Raw genomic sequence first — 18701 nt, 5'->3', positions numbered from 1 at the left:
AGCCAGGCTTTCGGCGATCTTGCTCTGCCACAGCGCGGGGCCGGTGATGTGCACCGACTCACCATTGCTATCCACCGCGACGGTAACCGGCATGTCCTTCACTTCGAACTCGTAGATCGCTTCCATGCCCAGCTCGGCGAACGCCAGGACCTTGGATTTGCGGATCGCCTGAGCCACCAGGTAGGCGGCGCCGCCGACGGCCATCAAATATACGGCCTTGTTGTCCTTGATCGCTTCGATGGCGGTCGGGCCACGCTCGGACTTGCCGATCATGCCCAGCAGGCCGGTCTGTTCGAGGATCTGGCGGGTGAACTTGTCCATCCGGGTAGCGGTGGTCGGGCCGGCTGGGCCTACCACTTCGTCACCGACCGGGTCGACCGGGCCGACGTAGTAGATGAAGCGGCCTTTCAGGTCGACCGGCAGTGCTTCGCCACGGTTGAGCATCTCGACCATGCGCTTGTGCGCGGCGTCGCGGCCGGTGAGCATCTTGCCGTTGAGCAGGATGGTCTCGCCTGGCTTCCAGCTGGCCACTTCTTCCGGGGTGATCGAGTCGAGGTCGACGCGACGGGCGCTTGGGCCAGCTTCCCAGACGATTTCCGGGTAGGCGTCCAGCGATGGCGCTTCCAGCTCGGCCGGGCCGCTGCCGTCGAGCACGAAGTGCGCGTGACGGGTGGCGGCGCAGTTCGGGATCATGCACACCGGCAGGGAGGCGGCGTGGGTCGGGTAGTCCATGATCTTGACGTCGAGCACGGTGGTCAGGCCGCCCAGGCCCTGGGCGCCGATGCCCAGCTGGTTGACCTTGTCGAACAGCTCCAGGCGGATCTCTTCGATGCGGTTCTGCGGGCCACGGGCTTTGAGTTCATGAATGTCGATGGACTCCATCAACACTTCCTTGGCCATGACCGCAGCTTTTTCGGCAGTGCCGCCGATGCCGATGCCGAGCATGCCAGGTGGGCACCAGCCGGCGCCCATGGTCGGGACGGTCTTCAGTACCCAGTCGACGATCGAGTCGGACGGGTTGAGCATGGCCATCTTCGACTTGTTTTCCGAGCCGCCGCCTTTGGCTGCGACATCGACTTCGACCTTGTCGCCAGGGACGATCGAGTAGTGGATGACGGCCGGGGTGTTGTCCTTGGTGTTCTTGCGGGCACCGGCCGGGTCGGCCAGGATCGAGGCGCGCAGGACGTTCTCAGGCAGGTTGTAGGCGCGACGCACACCTTCGTTGATCATGTCGTCGACGCTCAGGGTGGCGCCGTCCCAGCGCACGTCCATGCCCACACGCACGAACACGGTGACGATACCGGTGTCCTGGCAGATCGGGCGGTGGCCGGTGGCGCACATGCGCGAGTTGATCAGGATCTGGGCGATGGAGTCGCGCGCGGCAGGCGACTCTTCACGCAGGTAGGCCTCGTGCATCGCCTGGATGAAATCGACGGGGTGGTAGTACGAAATGAATTGCAGGGCGTCGGCGACGCTCTGAATCAGGTCGTCTTGCTTGATCACGGTCATGCAGCGCGCTCCTCTTAAAGACGGGAACATTCGTAAAGGCTTTCCGACACTGCACACCTGTGTGTCGAAACGCCTGGCAAGGCGTCGGCAGGTCAGGCCGACGTAAAAAGGCGCGGCAGTATAGCGCGCCTCACCGTGGGAAACACCTGCGCGTGGTCTGGACCATGGTCGGCAGTGCGGCGGGCATCCTTTTTGCTGCCGATAGCGGCTTGCCTTAGAGTGGCGATGTAGACCAAGGAAGTAATGACCATGCCTGAACTCTGTGTGGGCGAGCGCCGCTGGACGGTGCCCACCGGCAGTAACTTGCTCGATGCCTTGAACGAGGCAGGCTTGAATGTGCCCTACAGCTGCCGTGCGGGCAGTTGCCACGCCTGCCTGGTGCATTGCCTGGACGGGCAACCGGTGGATGCCCTGCCCGAGGCATTGGCGTTGGACAAGCACGCACAGGGCTGGCGCCTGGCCTGCCAGTGCCGGGTGGTGGATGACCTGCGCGTGGCAGTGTTTGACCCGCAGCTCGAAGGGATGCCCGCAACGGTGCGTGAACTGGACTGGTTTGGCGATGTGTTGCGCTTGCGCCTGCGCACGGAGCGGGCGCTGCGGTATCAGGCCGGCCAGCATCTGGTGCTGTGGAACGGTGCGGTCGCGCGACCGTATTCCTTGGCAAGCCTGCCGGGTGAAGACGCCTTGCTGGAGTTTCATATCGATTGCCAGCGGCCAGGGGCTTTCTGTGACCAGGCCCGGGCCTTGCGGGTTGGCGATGAGCTGCGCCTGGGCGAGTTGAGGGGCGGGGCGTTGCATTATGACCCGGACTGGCAGGACCGTGCGCTGTGGTTGCTCGCGGCCGGGACGGGGCTTGCGCCATTGTGGGGCATCTTGCGCGAGGCGCTGCGCCAGGGGCATCGGGGTGAGATCAGGGTGCTGCATGTGGCACGTGAGCACGCCGGGCATTACCTGGCTGAGCCGTTGCTGGCAATGGACGGGGTGCGTGTCGAGCAGGTGCTGGCGGAGCAGCTGGATGAAGCGCTGGCGGCGTTGCGGCCGTCATCACGGCAGACCATCGCGCTGCTGTGTGGCTCGCCGGGGAGTGTCGAGCGGTTTGCGCGGCGGCTGTTTATTGCGGGGGTGCCGAGGAACCAGGTGTTTGCCGATGTGTTTGTCGAGCATGCCTGAGGAATGTTGCGCGCCTATGCCGACCCTTTCGCGGGGCAAGCCCGCTCCCACAGGGACCTGACTGCGCCTGAGTTCAGAAGGGTAACTGTGGGAGCGGGCTTGCCCCGCGAAGGGGCCGCAGAGCGGCCCCCCCCAGGAAGGCTATCAGCCGACCAGCGGATCACCGACATGCAGGATCTTCATGCCGTTGGTGCCACCGATGGTGTGGTAGCTGTCGCCCTTGGTCAGGATCACCCAGTCACCCTGTTGCACCAGGCCACGCTTGAGCAGTTCGTCGACCGCCGCTTGGCTCACCTTGTCGGCCGGCAGCGAAGCCGGGTCGAAGGCGATCGGGTAGACACCACGGAACATCGAGGCGCGAGCCTGGGTAGCGCGGTGCGGCGACAGGGCGAAGATTGGCACGTGCGAACGCAGGCGCGACATGATCAGCGGGGTGTAGCCACTTTCGGTGAGGGCGATGATCGCCTTGACGCCCGGGAAGTGGTTGGCGGTGTACATGGCCGCCAGGGCGATGCTTTCGTCGCAACGCTCGAAGGTGGTGTGCAGACGGTGGCTGGATTTCTGGTTGGTCGGGTGCTTTTCGGCACCTTGGCAAATCCGCGCCATGGCCTGTACGGCTTCGATCGGGTAGGAACCGGCAGCACTTTCGGCCGACAGCATCACCGCATCGGTGTTGTCGAGCACGGCGTTGGCCACGTCGGACACTTCAGCGCGGGTCGGCATCGGGTTCTGGATCATCGACTCCATCATCTGGGTCGCCACGATCACCGCCTTGTTGTTGCGGCGGGCGTGCTGGATGATCTTTTTCTGGATGCCGATCAGCTCGGCGTCGCCGATTTCCACACCCAGGTCGCCACGGGCAACCATGACGGCATCGGAGGCGGCGATCAGCTTGTCGAGGGTCTCGTCGTCGGCAACGGCTTCGGCACGCTCGATCTTGGCCACCAGCCAGGCGCTGCCGCCGGACTCGTCACGCAGCTTGCGGGCATATTCCATGTCGCTGGCGTCACGCGGGAACGATACGGCCAGGTAGTCCAGGTCCATTTCCGCGGCCAGCTTGATGTCGGCCTTGTCTTTTTCGGTCAGGGCCGGCGCGGTCAAGCCGCCACCTTTGCGGTTGATGCCTTTGTGGTCCGACAGCGGGCCACCGATGATCACCACGCAGTGCAGTGCATCAGCGGTAGCGGTCTCGACGCGCATGACCACACGGCCATCGTCGAGCAGCAGTTCGTCACCAACGCCGCAGTCCTTGACCAGGTCGGGATAGTCGATACCGACGATGTCCTGGTTGCCTTCGGTCAGCGGGTGGGCGGTGGAGAAGGTGAACGTGTCACCGATCTTCAATTCGATGCGCTTGTTGCTGAACTTGGCGATGCGGATCTTCGGACCTTGCAGGTCGCCCAGCAAAGCGACATGGCGGCCGTTCTTGGCGGCGATGTCACGGATCAGGCGGGCGCGCGCTTTGTGCTCGTCCGGGGTGCCGTGGGAGAAGTTCAGACGTGCCACGTCCAGGCCGGCAAGGATCAGTTGTTCGATCACTTCCGGCGAGTTGCTGGCGGGGCCAAGGGTGGCGACGATTTTGGTACGGCGGATGGTCATGCACAGACTCCTATAGTGAAGCGCAGCGAAAGGCTACTCCTGAATCGCGCTGTAGTCATTGTTCCGTTGCACTACCTGCGAGCGAGGCAGGGTGGCGTTTGAACGGTCAGGCCATCCTTGCAAAAGGGTGTGAAGATTTATCGGCAAAGGCCGATACACTGGCATCAAAGGAGACCCCCCATGCGAGCCCTGATCGTTTTAGCCTTGGCGGCCAGCGCCGTCGGCTGCACCCGCTGGTCCATGGACCACCACTTGAACAACGCCTACCGTGCCTATGACCGCGGCGATTGCCAGCGGGTCATGCTGGAGCTGTCGCAGGTTGACCGCACCAGCCGCGCGCGACCGTTCGTCCACCCGGAGGTGTCGCTGCTGCGCGGCCAGTGCCTGGAGCGCCAGAAGCTGTTCGTGGATGCAGCGCAGACCTACGAGTACCTGATCCAGCAGTACCCCGGCAATGAATACGCGTACCGTGCCCAGGCCCGCCTGCAGACACTGGAGCAGCTCGGCCATTACCGCGGGGCCGAAGCGGCCGTGGCCAACCCGGTGAAAGCCACCCCTTGGCGTTAATGCCAAGGTGTGATTTATTTCACGGGATTTACCGTGCGCGCTGCGCTAATCTGTAACTCAGTTGTTACAACAACCGCCAGTACCTCGCATTCCTGGCACCGGGTACGGACTGCACTTGTGATCATGTTCAACAAGCGGCATATCGAACGCCATCAGTTGCCCTGCGTTCTCAAGGTCTTCAACCGTTTTACCGATCAGGCGATCGGCCAGCTGGGTAATGCCTCCGAAGATGGGCTGATGCTGATCAGCCAGCTGCCGGTACTGGTCGGGCCAGACTACGAACTGCAACTGCGCTTGCCGCTGGCCGGTGGTGGGTATCAGTTCATCAACCTCACCGCCAGTTGCCTGTGGTGCCGCGAAGACCAGACGCCCGGCAACTACGATTCCGGCTTCATGTTGCTGCAGGCGCCCCGCGAGTACGATGAATTCGTCCGCTCGTTGCGCGACTATTTCAGTTTCCGCCCCGCCAACGCATCCGCCTGACTCCCCCTGAGCCTTGGCGCGCGAGAATCGCGCTAGAATCGGGTCGACCTTGATACAGGACGACCCCGTGAGCTCCAGCATTTTCTGGCACGACTACGAAACCACTGGCATCAACCCGCGCTGCGACCGGCCACTGCAGGTGGCCGGTGTACGCACCGATTTCGACCTCAACGAGATCGAAGAACCGATCAGCCTCTTTTGCAACCCCTCCGACGACATCCTGCCGCACCCGGCCGCCTGCCTGGTAACCGGTATCACCCCGCAGCAACTGCAAGCCCAGGGGCTGTGCGAAGCCGAGTTCATGACCCGCGTGCACGAGCAACTGGCGCGCCCTGGCACCTGTGGTGCCGGCTACAACACCTTGCGTTTCGACGATGAGGTGACGCGTTACAGCCTGTACCGCAACTTTTTTGACCCTTACGCCCGTGAATGGCAGGGCGGCAACAGCCGCTGGGACCTGATCGACATCGTGCGCACGGCCTATGCACTGCGCCCTGAAGGCATCGAGTGGCCGCAGCAGGATGGCCGCACCAGCCTGCGCCTGGAACTGCTCAGCAAAGCCAATGGCATCGACCATGGCCATGCCCACGAAGCACTTTCCGACGTGCGGGCCACCATTGCCCTGGCGCGCTTGATTCGGCAAAAACAACCGAAGTTGTATGAGTGGCTGTTTCAGTTGCGCAGCAAACATAAAGTGATGGAGCAGATTCGTTTGTTGCAGCCACTGGTCCATATTTCAGGGCGATTTTCGGCGGCGCGTAATTACCTGGGGGTGGTCCTGCCGCTGGCGTGGCACCCGCGCAATCGCAATGCCCTGATTGTCTGCGACCTGCATCAGGAAACCCTACCGTTAATACGGGAAAGTGCCGAAGTTCTTCGCCAGCGCTTGTATACCCGGCATGAAGATCTGGCCGAAGGTGAATTACCCGTTCCGCTTAAATTGGTGCAGATCAACCGTTGCCCGGTGCTGGCACCGCTCTCGGTATTGCGCCCGGCCGATCAACAGCGCCTGGGTGTGGACTTGACGTTGTTACAATTGCGCGGCGAGCAATTGGCCAATCAACAGGCGGACTGGCAAGACAAGCTGGCGCACATTTATGGCAACGATGATTTCGCCCCGAGTGAAGACCCTGAACAACAGTTGTATGACGGTTTTCTAGGGGACCGCGACCGCCGTTTGTGCGAGCAAGTTCGCACGCTGGAACCTGCGCAGTTGGGTCAGGGGCACTGGATGTTCGATGACCCGCGCATGCCTGAACTGTTGTTCCGTTATCGGGCACGCAACTTCCCTGACACCTTGAATAGCGAAGAGCGCCAGCGCTGGTATGCATTCTGTCAGCAACGTCTGAGCGACCCGCAGTGGGGCGCGCCGAATACCCTGGGTGATTTCGAGCAGGCGCGCCAGCGTGCCTGGGAAAGCGCCGACGAGGCGGGCCGCCGGGTATTGGACGCCTGGCAGGAGCACGCCAGTAAACTGAAGACACAATTTGCAATTGCGCGCTGAGTGGACAAACAAAAACGCCGGCATCGAGCCGGCGTTTTTGTTGCGTCAAGCAATGTGAGCGTGCGGACTATCAGTCCAGCAGGGTCGCCCAGCTTTCAACCACGTCACCACCCCACTTGGCTTTCCATTCTTTCAGGGTCTTGTGGTTGCCGCCTTTGGTTTCGATCACTTCACCATTGTGCGGGTTCTTGTATTGCTTGACCTTGCGCGCACGCTTAGTGGCGGTGACCTTGACCGCGCCACGTGGCGCCTTGCTCAGTTTCGACTCTGGGTCGAGCAGGGCAATCACATCACGCAGCGACTTGGAGTACTCGCCCATCAGCGTGCGCAGTTTGCCTTCGAACTCCAGCTCTTGCTTCAGCTTGTCATCCTGGGACAGGTTGGCCAGGCGGGCCTGAAGTTCCTTGATGGCTTCTTCGGTGGCGCGGTACTCGTTAATCAGGGACATGGAGTGTTCCTTTAATACGTGTTCAGAAATGTGTGGGCCAATAATAGACAGGCCATACTCGCAAGTAAACATGGAATTGGGCAATTAACAGTTAATTAAGCTGTGACAACATTTCTCCACGTGAACAAAAATTTACATAAGCCCCTGCATTTTGTCATGGCGAGGCGCGGCGGCTTGCCGTGTGTGTGGGCAGGTGCGCACAAGACGCGCCGTGCAATCCATACTGCGTTTTTTCTGGCGGGCCGCTAGAATGAGCGCCTTTGCGAAGTTCTGGAGTCTCATTCATGCGCACCTATCGTCTGGTGATCGCCTGCCCCGACCGTGTTGGCATCGTGGCGAAAGTCAGTAATTTCCTGGCCTTGTACAATGGCTGGATCAACGAAGCCAGCCACCACTCCGATGAACAGAGTGGTTGGTTCTTCATGCGTCATGAAATCCGTGCCGAATCCCTGCCATTCGGTATCGAGGCATTTCGCGAGGCGTTCGCGCCGATCGCCGAAGAGTTCTCCATGACCTGGCGGGTGACCGACTCGGCGCAGAAAAAGCGCGTGGTGCTGATGGCCAGCCGCGAATCCCATTGCCTGGCCGATCTGCTGCACCGCTGGCACACCGACGAGCTGGATTGCGATATCCCGTGCGTGGTGTCCAACCACAATGACCTGCGCAGCATGGTCGAATGGCACGGCATTCCGTTCTTCCATGTGCCGGTCGACCCCAAGGACAAGGCGCCAGCCTTCGCCGAAGTGTCGCGCCTGGTTCAGGAGCACGCCGCTGATGTGGTGGTGCTGGCTCGCTACATGCAAATCCTGCCGCCGCAGCTGTGCCAGGACTACGCTGAAAAAGTGATCAACATCCACCACAGCTTCCTGCCGTCGTTCGTCGGTGCCAAGCCCTACCATCAGGCGGCCCTGCGCGGCGTTAAACTGATCGGTGCGACCTGCCACTACGTGACCGAGGAGCTGGATGCCGGCCCGATCATCGAACAGGACGTGGTACGTGTCAGCCATGCCGACAGCATCGAAGACATGGTGCGCTTCGGCCGTGATGTCGAGAAAATGGTGTTGGCCCGCGGCCTGCGTTATCACCTGGAAGATCGCGTGCTGGTGCACGGCAACAAGACGGTGGTGTTCGACTGACAGCGACACGGGGCTGCGCAGCAGCCCCGGCAATCCCGAGTGAAACGCCATGGCCGACCCCCGCGACAAAGCCGCCGCCTCACCCCCGCCTACCCTCGGCGAGGGCTGCCTGGCCCGCTATGACCCCGAGGCCCTGAGCGACGCCGACGGCACCAACTTCCCCGGTGCTGCCGAGCTCTGGCGCCAGCTCAACCCGCCTGACGCCGCCAGCGTTCCAGCAACGGACGCGCCAGCAGGCAGACAAACACCGGCCCCCCCGCCAGCAGATAAAAGTAGTAAGTGACCGCACGCCAGATCACGATCGCCGCAGCCGCTGTCGAACTGCCCACCAAGGGCGTCAGCAGGCTTGCCGAGGTCAGCTCGGCAGCCCCCGCACCGCCTGGCAGCAGGCTGAACTGGCCAGCACTGAGCGAGAGCATCTGCACCAGAAAGCTGGGGATCCACGACAGTTCCACGCCCAAACCCTTGAGCACCAGGTACAGCACGCTGTAGCGCAGGCCCCAATGCACGCAGGTCAGCGTGAACACCAGTGCCAGGGTGCGTTTGGGCAGGCGCCAGGTCTGCGCCAGGGCGTCGATGAAGTGCAGCAGCTTGCGCGCCCAGCGGCGTTTACGGCATTCGGACATGCCCAGGCGGCGCAACAGCCGTCCATTGAAGCGCATCATGGCGCGCCGGTAGCGCAGCAGCCCCAGCACCACGACTAACGCCGAGCACAGCAGCAGCGCGCTGCCCAGCAACATGCTTTGCTGGCTGTGCCCCAGGCTGTGAAACAACGCATAGCCGGCAATCGCCAGCATCGCGCAGAAGAAGAACAGCAGGTCGTTCAACTGGTCCATGGCGAACACCGCGCCGCTGCGCGCCGGGCCGATGCGGTCCCGCGCCAGCAGGGCCATCAGGGTCAGCGGGCCGCCGCTGCCGCCCGGGGTGGTGCAGATGGCGAATTCGGTGGCCATGACCACGCCTAGGCTGCGCAGGTACTTGAGCTGAGCACCTTGCTGGCCGAGCAGCAGGCGCAGGCGCAGGGCGTTTATCACCCAGCACAGCAGGATCATGCCCAGCAGCGTCAGCAACAGGCCGGGGTCGAAGCGTTGAAGCCTGGGCAGTAGTTCGCTACCGCCCAGCACTATCGGCACCAGCACGGCGCCCAGCAGTGCCAGGCCCAGCCAGCCCAGGCGGTTCATGCGCTGGCCTGGCCGTCCAGCCAGGCGGACTTGGTCAACGGCACACGGCCCTGTGCCAACAGTGCGCGCAAGGTGCGTAGCCAGTATTCGCGCGACGCCTTGTGGCGCATGTCCACCGGGTGCAGGCCCAGGCGTACGGTGCCGGCTTCACGCCAGCGCCGGCATTGCCAGTCGCAAAGCATCTTCGATAACCCTCGACGCCAGGCACTGCGCGCGCTCCAGACCAGGCCGGGGGCTTCGATGGCGGTGAAGTCCGGCAGGCGGTACAGGTGCTGCGGTGTGCTGGTGTAGCGCAGCGGCAGCTGGCGCAATGCCTGGCGCGTGCCTTCGCTCATCAGCCAGGCCGGGGCGACGAAGCCGGCAACCGGCCAGCCTTGTTGGTCGAACACTGCCAGTCCTTGCTCCAGGCGCTGCAGTGCCTGTTGCTGATCAAGCCCATAGAACTCGCCTTCGTGGGTATAGATGCGGCGCATGAAGAACGCGCCGGGGCTGCGCGGTGGCGCGCCGTCGTCGGCATGGTAGAAACCATGCAGCGCCAGCTCGTCACCCAGCGCCAGGCGCCGTTCGAGCAGGCGGCAGAAGGACGGTGAGCGGTGTAGGGGGTTGCGGTGGTGAAAGTCCGGCACCACCAGCCAGGTCATGGGCACACCGCCCATCTCATCGATGGCCTGGACGAAGGGTTGGTAGTCGGGCCAGGTCTCGGGCGCGATGTCGTGCAGCACCAACATCAGGCTGCGGGGGGCGCTGGCGCTTTCAGCCATGGGCTCGCACCAGCGGTTGGTGGCCGAGCACCGCCTGGTAATGCTGCAGCAAGCCGGCCACCACGTTGTCCCATGAATAATGCTGCTCGACATGGCGGCGGGCCTGGCTGCCGAGCGTGCGCACGCCCTCTTCGAAGACCTGGCGCACGGCCTGCGCCATGGCTGTGCCGTCGTTGGCCTGGCACAGCCGCCCGCACTGTTCGTTGACGATTTCGCCAAAGGCGCCGGCGCGCACCGCCACCACCGGCGTGGCGCTGGCCATGGCTTCGAGGATGACCAGGCCGAAGGTTTCCTGGTCGCCGGCATGCACCAGCAGGTCGGCACTGGCCATCAGCCTGGCGACTTCCTGCGGTGGGCAGAAGTGGTCGACCACGCTGACGTTATCCGGCACATTGACCGGCATGTTGGAGCCGACCAGCAGCAGGTGATAAGGCCGGCCCAGGCGCTGCATGCAGTCGAGCAGCACCGGCAGGTTCTTCTCGCGCGAGCCACGGCCGGCGTAGATCAACAGGCGGCTGGTGTCGGCAATCCCCAGTTCGGCGCGCAGGTGCGGGTCGCGGTGCTCGGGGTTGAAGGTGGCCAGGTCCACGCCCAGGCGTTGCACGTGCACGTCACGGATGCCCAGGCGGCGCAGTTTGTCGGCCATCACCTGGCTGGGCGCCAGCACCCGGTCGAAGTTGCCGTACAGCTTGCTGACATAGGCCTCGACATTGGGCGTGAACCAGTTGCCCATGCGGTTGCTGACAAGCAGCGGCAAGTCGGAGTGGTAGAAGCCGATCACTGGTACGTCGAGCTGGCGGCGTGCCTCCAGGGCAGCCCAAGCGGTCAGGTAAGGGTCGCCGACTTCGATCAGGTCGGGTTTGAGGTTACGCAGCACATTGCACCAGGGCGCCAGACGCACCGGGAAGCGGTAGCCGTTGCCGAAGGGCAGGGGCGGCGCGGGCACCTGGTAGATGCCATCGGCGTGTTGCGCGCTGGCGCCGGGGATCAACAGGCTGTGGCGCACGCCTTGCAGGGCATCGAGGCGGCGGTGTTTGGCATCAAGATAGGTACGCACGCCGCCGCTGGCGGGGGCGTAGAACATGGTGATGTCGGCGATGTGCACGATCTGCATCCCTCCGGGATCGTCTTCGGGTCTGTCATCCGGCTGTAATGGGCCGGCGATGACACGCCTAAAGGTTGACCTTTCAGAAGGATAGTTTGTTCGATCGAGGTTGGCGGGGGGTGAACCCGCTCCCATCAGGTTGCTGTGGGAGCGGGTTCACTCGTGAAGCAGGCGGGTCAGATGCGGAAGCTGCCAACCAGGTGTTTCAGGCGCGAAGCCTGTTGCTCCAGGTCCGAGCAGGCGCGCAGGGTGGCCTGCAGGTTCTCCACGCCCTCCTGGTTGAGCATGTTGATCTCGTTGATGTCCATGTTGATCGCCTCGACCACGGCGGTCTGTTCTTCGGTGGCGGTGGCCACCGACTGGTTCATGCCGTCGATCTCGCCGATGCGCACGGTCACGCTGTCCAGGCGCTCGCCGGCCTGGTTGGCGATCTGCACGCTATCCTGGCTGTGACGCTGGCTCTGGCCCATGGTGTCGACCGACTCGCGGGCACCCACCTGCAGCTCTTCGATCATGGTTTGCACCTGCTGCGCCGACTCCTGAGTGCGGTGCGCGAGGTTTCGCACTTCGTCGGCAACCACGGCAAAGCCACGCCCGGCTTCACCGGCGCGGGCGGCTTCGATCGCCGCGTTCAAGGCCAGCAGGTTGGTCTGCTGGGAGATGCTGGTGATGACTTCGAGAATCTGGCCGATGTTGACGGTCTTGCTGTTGAGCGTCTCGATGTGCGCGCTGGAGGTGACGATCAGGTCGGACAGCCGGTTCATCGCCGCAATGTTGCGTTCCACCACTTGCTGGCCTTCCTCGGCCAACAAGCGGGCGGAGCTGGCATGTTGCGAGGCCTGGGCGGCGTTGCCGGCGATTTCCTGGGCGGCGGCGCCCAGTTCGTTGATGGCGGCGGCGACGCTGTTGGTGCGGTTGGATTGCTCGTCGGAGTTGGTCATCGACGAGTTCGAGGCGCTGATCACGCGCAGGGCCACTTCATTGACTTGCTCGGTGGCCGAGGACACTTCGCGGATAGAGCCGTGGATGCGCTCGACGAAGCGGTTGAAAGCGGTGCCCAGGATGCCGAACTCGTCGTGGTTGTGGATGCGCAGGCGTTTGGTCAAGTCACCTTCGCCTTCGGCGATGTCTTCCATGGCACGGGTCATGGTCAGCAGCGGCTGCATCAGCACGCGAATCAGCAGGCCGAGCAGGCCGATGATGATGACCACCGCAACCAGCGTGGCGATCACCGCCGAGGTGCGGAAGGTGCTGAGCATGGAGAAGGCTTTGTCCTTGTCCACCGACAGGCCGATGTACCAGTTGGCCGACGGCAGGCCTTTGATCGGGGTGAAGGTCAGCAGGCGGGTCTGGCCCTGGGCCTGGACTTCGGTCAGCTCACCGGACAGCGTCGGTGTGTGCTGCGGGAACAGGTCCGACAGCGATTTCATCACCAGGTCCTTGTCCGGGTGAACCAGGATCTTGCCTTGGTCGTTGACCAGGAACGCGTAGCCCATGCCGCCAAAGTTCAGCGAGTTGATGATCTCGACCAGGCCGTCGAGGGCCAGGTCGCCACCGACCACGCCCACGCTGTTGGACACTTTGCTGAGGATGCCAATGACCATCTTGTTGGTGGTCATGTCGATGTACGGCTCGGTCAGGGTCGCACCGGAGGCGTTCATGCCGTCCTTGTACCAGGGGCGAGTACGTGGGTCGTAGCCGTCGGGCATCTTCGCGTCCGGGCGCACGCTGAAGCCTCCGTCGACCTTGCCCAGGTACACCGTGAGAAAGCTGGTGATCAGGGCATTCTGCCCCATCAGGGTTTCGGCGTCGTTGGGGGCCTGGGCAATGTTCTGTGCCAGATTCTCTACCAGCTTGATACGGCCTTCGAACAGGTTGCGAATATTGGTCGAAGTGGACTCGCCCATTTCAGCCAGATAGTTCTCCAGGTCCTCCCTGATCGCATTACGCTGGAGATAATCGTTGTAGAGGGTGAAGAGGCTGAAGGCGAGCATCACGATCAGTGACGCGGCCACGAGAATCTTGTGGCTGAAACGAAGGCTTTTGTTCATGGTGTAATCGGTTCCGCTAAGGTTTTATCGGGCGTTCGCACGAATACATCTGCAAGACAGTGCAACATCCCGGGAAGTCCTAGTTGGGTTGTTACTGTGTTCTAGGCGAATATCACCCCGAGGTATCGGCCGATACGCGGCAAAGCTTGAGAAGAGGATGAAAGAAGATGTCAGATCCTTCGCAAATTGTTGTAGGAGCGGGCCTTGATGGCCAGCCTGTCCATCAAGCCATGCGCCTCGCCAACCGCCACGGCCTGGTTGCTGGGGCCACCGGCACCGGCAAGACCGTCACCTTGCAGCACCTTGCTGAAGTGTTCAGTGATGCCGGCGTGGCGGTGTTCGCGGCCGACGTCAAAGGCGACCTGTGTGGCCTGGGCGCGGCGGGCGCGCCGCAGGGCAAGGTGGCCGAGCGCATTGCCGGCATGCCGTGGTTGGGGCATGCACCGCAGGCCTACCCGGTGAGCCTGTGGGATATCGCCGGGCAGTCCGGCCACCCGTTGCGCACTACCCTCAGCGAAATGGGGCCGCTGCTGCTGGGCAACCTGCTGGAGCTGACCGACAGCCAGCAGGCGGCCTTGTATGCAGCGTTCAAGGTGGCGGACCGAGAAGGCTTGCTGTTGCTCGACCTCAAGGACCTCAAGGCGCTGCTTGCGCACCTGAAGGACAACCCGCAGATGCTGGGTGAAGACAGCGCGTTGATGACCAGCGCGTCCACCCAGGCCTTGCTGCGTCGCCTGGCGACCCTGGAACAGCAAGGCGCCGAGGCGCTGTTCGGTGAGCCTGCGTTGCAGCTCGAAGACTTGTTGCGCCCTGGCAGCGACGGCCGTGGGCGTATCCACTTGCTCGATGCCAGCCGGCTGGTGCATGAGGCACCGAAGGTGTATGCCACCTTCCTGCTGTGGCTGTTGGCGGAGTTGTTCGAACAGTTGCCCGAGCGCGGCGATGCCGACAAGCCGGTATTGGCGCTGTTCTTCGATGAAGCGCACTTGTTGTTCAATGGCACGCCCAAGGCGTTGCAGGACCGCCTGGAGCAGGTGGTCAGGCTGATTCGCTCCAAGGGCGTGGGCGTCTACTTTGTCACTCAGTCGCCGGGCGACCTGCCCGATGCGGTACTGGCCCAATTGGGCCTGCGTATCCAGCATGGGTTGCGTGCATTCACCGCCAAAGAGCAGAAGTCGCTGCGGGCCGTGGCCGATGGCTTTCGCCCCAACCCCGCGTTCGACAGCCTGGCGGTGCTGACCGAGCTGGGTATCGGTGAGGCCTTGGTGGGTACGCTGGAGGATAAGGGCACGCCCGCAATGGTGCAGCGGGTGCTGATCGCACCGCCGCAATCGCGCATCGGGCCACTGAGTGCCGCTGAGCGCAGTGCATTGATTGCTTCGTCGCCGCTGGTTGGGCGCTATGACAAGCCGGTTGACCGTGAGTCGGCCTACGAAATGCTCACCCAGCGCAAAGGCGAGCCTGTGGAGCCTGCACCCGTGCCTCAGGCCGATGAGGAGAGCTTTGCCGACAAGGCCGGTGACTTCTTGCAGAGTGCGGCAGGGCAGGCGATCAAGTCTGCGGTGCGCCAAGCAGCCAATCAGTTGGGGCGGCAGTTGGTGCGCGGGTTGATGGGGTCGTTGCTGGGCGGCAAGAAGCGCTAGTGAGGCACATGAAAAAGGCGCCCGAACAGGCGCCTTTTTCTACAGCGGTATCGCTCAGCCGATCGCCTTGGACGCCAGCCAGAACAGGCCAGCTGCCAAGCCCATCGAGGCTGGCAAGGTCAATACCCAGGCCAGCAGGATGGTCTTCACGGTGCCGCCTTGCAGGCCGCTCTTGTTGGCGACCATGGTGCCGGCGACGCCAGATGACAACACATGGGTGGTCGATACCGGCAGGCTGAACACGTTGGCCATGCCGATGGCGCAGGCTGCGGTGATCTGCGCCGACATGCCCTGGGCATAGGTCATGCCCTGCTTGCCGATCTTCTCGCCAACCGTCAGTACCACGCGCTTCCAGCCGACCATAGTGCCCAGGCCCAGGGCCAGGGCAACGGCCACGATCACCCAGAACGGTGCGTATTCGGTGGTGGCGGTGAGGTCTTTGCGCAGCTTCTCCAGGTCGGCCTTTTCACGGGCATCCAGGCCTGGCAGCTTGCCGACCTTTTTCGCCGTGTCATCCAGGCAGAGCAGGTAGCGGCGCACTTCAACGCGCTTGTCGGCTTCCAGGGTGTGGTAGTCGGTCACGCCCTTGAGCGAAGCCTGCAGGGCGGCGATGGTCGGCTCGGTCTGCTGCGGGTTGCAGCTGAACTGCTCTGGCAGGTCGGTCGACTTGGCCTTGCCCAGTGCCAGGAACTCACCCAGGGTGGCGGCGTTGCGCTCGTAGAACTGGCTCATGTGCAAGGTGGCGTCGCGGGTGCGCTCGATCTGATAAGTGGTGCTGTTCAGGTCGAGTACGAACTTGGCCGGTACGATACCGATCAGCACCAGCATGATCAGGCCGATACCTTTCTGACCATCGTTGGAGCCGTGCACGAAGCTCACGCCCATGGCCGAAATCACCAGTACCAGGCGATTCCAGAAGGGAGGGTGCTTCTTGTCGTCGAGCTTGCGACGCTGTTCGGGCGTCTTGTGCATCTTCGACAGCGGGCGCCACCATTTCAGGCCAAGCAGCACCAGCGCCGCGACGGCGAAGCCGGCCATTGGCGAGACCACCAGCGACATGGCGATGTCGATCGCCTTCTGCCAGTTGACGCCATCGCCCAGCGGGATGTCGTTGATCAGGGCATTGGCCAGGCCAACACCGAGGATCGAGCCGATCAGGGTGTGCGAGCTGGACGCAGGGATACCGAAGTACCAGGTGCCCAGGTTCCAGGTGATGGCCGCAGCCAGCAGCGAGAAGACCATGGCCAGGCCGTGTCCGGTGTTCACATTGATCAGCAGCTCTACCGGCAGCAGGTGAACGATGGCATAGGCCACCCCGACACCACCGAGCAGAACGCCGAGGAAGTTGAACACGCCGGAGAAGAACACGGCGAGGTGCGGCGGCATGGCTTTGGTATAGATGACGGTAGCTACCGCGTTGGCGGTGTCATGAAAGCCATTGATGAACTCGAAGGCGAGTACGAAGGTCAAGGCGAGCAGCAGGCTCACCAACACCCAGGCATCCAGTCCGCTGAATAAATCGATCATGAAGGTTGTCTGGCGGTCATAGGGGGGCGCGATTATGCCAGAAAACCTTGGCAATCGATGCACCTGCGACAGACCGATGGCAGGTATCCAGGTGCGACCAGCAAGCGCAATACCGCGCTATCTGGCAAAGAACTGTCCGATAAAAAACGAGAAATATCACTAAAATCGGCAAATATCTGGAAAACGTACGACGTGGCATTCATTCAAACGGTCGTATGAAATTTGTGTAATTCCATTTCATCTACGACCTCTGGGTAAAGATCGACCGCGCCCGGGCTTGCCGGGCGACGACGCGGATGGCGTGAACCTGGCGCTCAGGGCTTGTCGCTGCGCAGGTCCTTTTCCATTTTTTCCAGTTCCTGGTTGAACGCCTGGTCGCGCACGCTGGCACGCTTGCGCCACGGTTTGCGCTCTGGGTCCGGTTGAGCGGCGTACGTGGTGACTTCACCACCGTAAACATCCTTGTAACGTTCAGCCTGGCGCTCGAGCTCTGCGCGCAGTTCATCTTTCGTCACAGTAGTACCTGAGTAAGTTGAGTTAAGACTGTTGTTGTTTGCTGTACAGCGTGCCCCTGTGCATACAAGGACGGCACATGGAAAGCTGCGGGGATGCCATACAGGGCCTGCACACACACACACACACACATGGGTTGAAGCGAAGTGCTGATTACAGCGGTGTGTTCCATTACCCCAGCATCGGGCATTCAACCAAATTGATTATAGCAACCGACCCTTCTTCGAACAGGGGTATTTATGCGGCCTGACAATGCCGGTCGAAGTTGTCGGTTTCATTCGGCAATGTCTTACGCCGTGCGTATAACTTTGAAGGGCGGCAAGGGCAAAAGTTCGTTGCCACGCACACGCGAGAAGGGGAAGTAAAAACGGCCTCGCACAGGGCGAGGCCGTTGCCTGGGACTTCTACGGTGGGTACCTGACCAGTCTCTCCAAAGAAGCCACAAGTGGCAGGAGAAAGGTATAAGCAAAAGTGTCAGCGGTCAATTGCGATTATCGGCCGTTCGTTCGATAATCGCACGAACCAGCGATTTTTTTGAGGTGAGCGATGAGCGACGAAACACCGGCCAACGAATCTGCCAACCCAGAGTCGGCACGCCCTGCCGCCCCCGCACTGGCGCCGCCGATCGTGGCATCGCCGGCCAAGCGTATTCAGGCGTTTACCGGCGACCCGGACTTCATGACCTCGCTCGCCCGAGGGCTGGCGGTGATTCAGGCGTTCCAGGAGCGCAAGCGCCACCTGACCATCGCCCAGATCAGCCACCGCACCGAGATCCCTCGTGCGGCGGTACGCCGCTGCCTGCACACGCTGATCAAGCTGGGGTATGCGACGACCGACGGGCGCACCTATTCGCTGTTGCCCAAGGTGCTGACATTGGGCCATGCGTACCTTTCGTCGACGCCCTTGGCGATTTCCGCCCAGCCGTACCTGGACCGCATCAGTGACCAACTGCACGAGGCGGCCAACATGGCCACCCTCGAAGGCGACGACATCCTTTATATAGCCCGCTCGGCAACCGTGGAGCGGCTGATCTCGGTCGACCTGTCGGTAGGCGGGCGATTGCCGGCGTATTGCACGTCGATGGGGCGTATCCTGCTGGCGGCGATGGATGACACCAGCCTGCGCGAGTACCTGGACCGGGCTGATCTCAAGGCGCGCACCAGCCGCACCTTGAATGATGCCGAATCGTTGTTTGCCTGCATCCAGCAAGTGCGTGCCCAGGGCTGGTGCGTGGTGGACCAGGAGCTGGAACAAGGGCTGCGCTCCATTGCCGTGCCGATCTATGACGCGTCGGGGCAGGTGCTGGCAGCATTGAATGTCAGTACCCATGTGGGGCGGGTAACGCGTAGCGAGTTGGAACAGCGCTTCTTGCCGATCCTGTTGGCGGCCAGTCGGGATCTTTGCCACCAGTTGTTTGGTTGACGCGCGCAGGGCGCGCGCGCCCTGCATGCCCCATTATCGAACACGCCCGCCGTTTCCTGTTCGATAAACGCACAATGTCGCT

The 18701-nt window shown here is 62.4% G+C and carries 15 protein-coding genes and 2 pseudogenes; 7 read left to right on the top strand and 10 right to left on the bottom strand.

All coding sequences use genetic code 11. The features are described from left to right. On the bottom strand, positions 1–1509 hold a 1509-nt coding region (locus NP534_RS18135), incomplete at its 3' end, for a fumarate hydratase (protein WP_274099610.1). A gap of 249 nt (positions 1510–1758) precedes the next feature. Between NP534_RS18135 and NP534_RS18130 the strand changes: the two genes are divergently transcribed. Further along, a complete protein-coding gene (locus NP534_RS18130; RefSeq protein WP_274099609.1) occupies positions 1759–2679 on the top strand; it encodes an iron-sulfur-binding ferredoxin reductase in 921 nt (306 codons plus the stop codon). 144 nt (positions 2680–2823) lie between these two features. On the opposite strand, the gene pyk is transcribed toward NP534_RS18130, so the two are convergent. Then, positions 2824–4278: a pyruvate kinase gene (gene pyk / locus NP534_RS18125; RefSeq protein ID WP_033702776.1), complete on the bottom strand. Its 1455-nt coding sequence runs from the start codon at positions 4276–4278 to the stop codon at positions 2824–2826. Between the two features lie 180 nt (positions 4279–4458). On the opposite strand from pyk, the gene NP534_RS18120 reads away from it, so the two are divergent. The 3 genes from NP534_RS18120 to sbcB all read left to right on the top strand — a co-directional run bounded on the left by NP534_RS18120 (position 4459) and on the right by sbcB (position 6832). Continuing rightward, positions 4459–4845, top strand: coding sequence for a tetratricopeptide repeat protein (locus NP534_RS18120; protein ID WP_095064207.1), 387 nt, complete (start codon positions 4459–4461; stop codon positions 4843–4845). A gap of 123 nt (positions 4846–4968) precedes the next feature. After that, entirely contained in the window at positions 4969–5328 is a 360-nt protein-coding gene (locus tag NP534_RS18115; RefSeq protein ID WP_033702999.1) for a PilZ domain-containing protein, read from the top strand. A 67-nt stretch (positions 5329–5395) separates the two neighbouring features. Next, on the top strand, positions 5396–6832 hold the full coding sequence (gene sbcB / locus NP534_RS18110) for an exodeoxyribonuclease I (RefSeq protein WP_274099608.1): 1437 nt from the start codon (positions 5396–5398) through the stop codon (positions 6830–6832). A 70-nt stretch (positions 6833–6902) separates the two neighbouring features. Here the strand turns inward: sbcB and mvaT are convergent, their stop codons facing one another. After that, positions 6903–7280, bottom strand: coding sequence for a histone-like nucleoid-structuring protein MvaT (gene mvaT, locus NP534_RS18105; protein WP_033702773.1), 378 nt, complete (start codon positions 7278–7280; stop codon positions 6903–6905). 284 nt (positions 7281–7564) lie between these two features. Between mvaT and purU the strand changes: the two genes are divergently transcribed. Beyond that, a complete protein-coding gene (purU, locus tag NP534_RS18100) occupies positions 7565–8416 on the top strand; it encodes a formyltetrahydrofolate deformylase (protein WP_033702772.1) in 852 nt (283 codons plus the stop codon). A 188-nt stretch (positions 8417–8604) separates the two neighbouring features. Here the strand turns inward: purU and NP534_RS18090 are convergent, their stop codons facing one another. From NP534_RS18090 to NP534_RS26825, 5 genes and pseudogenes are all read right to left on the bottom strand, one after another. Further along, on the bottom strand, positions 8605–9597 hold the full coding sequence (locus NP534_RS18090) for a lysylphosphatidylglycerol synthase transmembrane domain-containing protein (RefSeq protein ID WP_033702771.1): 993 nt from the start codon (positions 9595–9597) through the stop codon (positions 8605–8607). Continuing rightward, entirely contained in the window at positions 9594–10358 is a 765-nt protein-coding gene (locus NP534_RS18085; protein ID WP_274099606.1) for a DUF2334 domain-containing protein, read from the bottom strand. Before NP534_RS18085 ends, NP534_RS18090 begins: the two co-directional genes overlap by 4 nt. Continuing rightward, entirely contained in the window at positions 10351–11472 is a 1122-nt protein-coding gene (locus NP534_RS18080; RefSeq protein ID WP_274099605.1) for a glycosyltransferase family 4 protein, read from the bottom strand. The genes NP534_RS18085 and NP534_RS18080 overlap by 8 nt, the downstream gene beginning before the upstream one ends. A 167-nt stretch (positions 11473–11639) precedes the next feature. Then, positions 11640–12236 (bottom strand): annotated as a pseudogene (locus NP534_RS26830) (methyl-accepting chemotaxis protein); the annotation flags it as partial. Between the two features lie 261 nt (positions 12237–12497). After that, positions 12498–13370 (bottom strand): annotated as a pseudogene (locus NP534_RS26825) (HAMP domain-containing protein); the annotation flags it as partial. A 311-nt stretch (positions 13371–13681) separates the two neighbouring features. Here NP534_RS26825 and NP534_RS18070 point away from each other — a divergent pair. Beyond that, positions 13682–15157, top strand: coding sequence for a helicase HerA-like domain-containing protein (locus NP534_RS18070; RefSeq protein WP_274099604.1), 1476 nt, complete (start codon positions 13682–13684; stop codon positions 15155–15157). Between the two features lie 54 nt (positions 15158–15211). On the opposite strand, the gene NP534_RS18065 is transcribed toward NP534_RS18070, so the two are convergent. Both NP534_RS18065 and NP534_RS18060 read right to left on the bottom strand, forming a co-directional pair. Then, positions 15212–16684, bottom strand: a complete 1473-nt coding sequence (locus tag NP534_RS18065; protein WP_033702766.1) for an inorganic phosphate transporter — start codon at positions 16682–16684, stop codon at positions 15212–15214. A gap of 314 nt (positions 16685–16998) precedes the next feature. Further along, positions 16999–17199, bottom strand: coding sequence for a hypothetical protein (locus NP534_RS18060; protein WP_033702765.1), 201 nt, complete (start codon positions 17197–17199; stop codon positions 16999–17001). A gap of 544 nt (positions 17200–17743) precedes the next feature. On the opposite strand from NP534_RS18060, the gene pcaR reads away from it, so the two are divergent. Then, on the top strand, positions 17744–18619 hold the full coding sequence (gene pcaR, locus NP534_RS18055; RefSeq protein ID WP_050506164.1) for a pca regulon transcriptional regulator PcaR: 876 nt from the start codon (positions 17744–17746) through the stop codon (positions 18617–18619). The last annotated feature ends 82 nt before the right edge of the window (positions 18620–18701 follow it).

Origin of the sequence: Pseudomonas sp. 39004 (genome assembly GCF_028682155.1) — a bacterium.
Classification (GTDB): Bacteria; Pseudomonadota; Gammaproteobacteria; order Pseudomonadales; family Pseudomonadaceae; genus Aquipseudomonas; species Aquipseudomonas capeferrum.
Note: the sequence above shows the minus strand (reverse complement) of the source record. Positions and strands in the feature narration are given on the sequence as shown.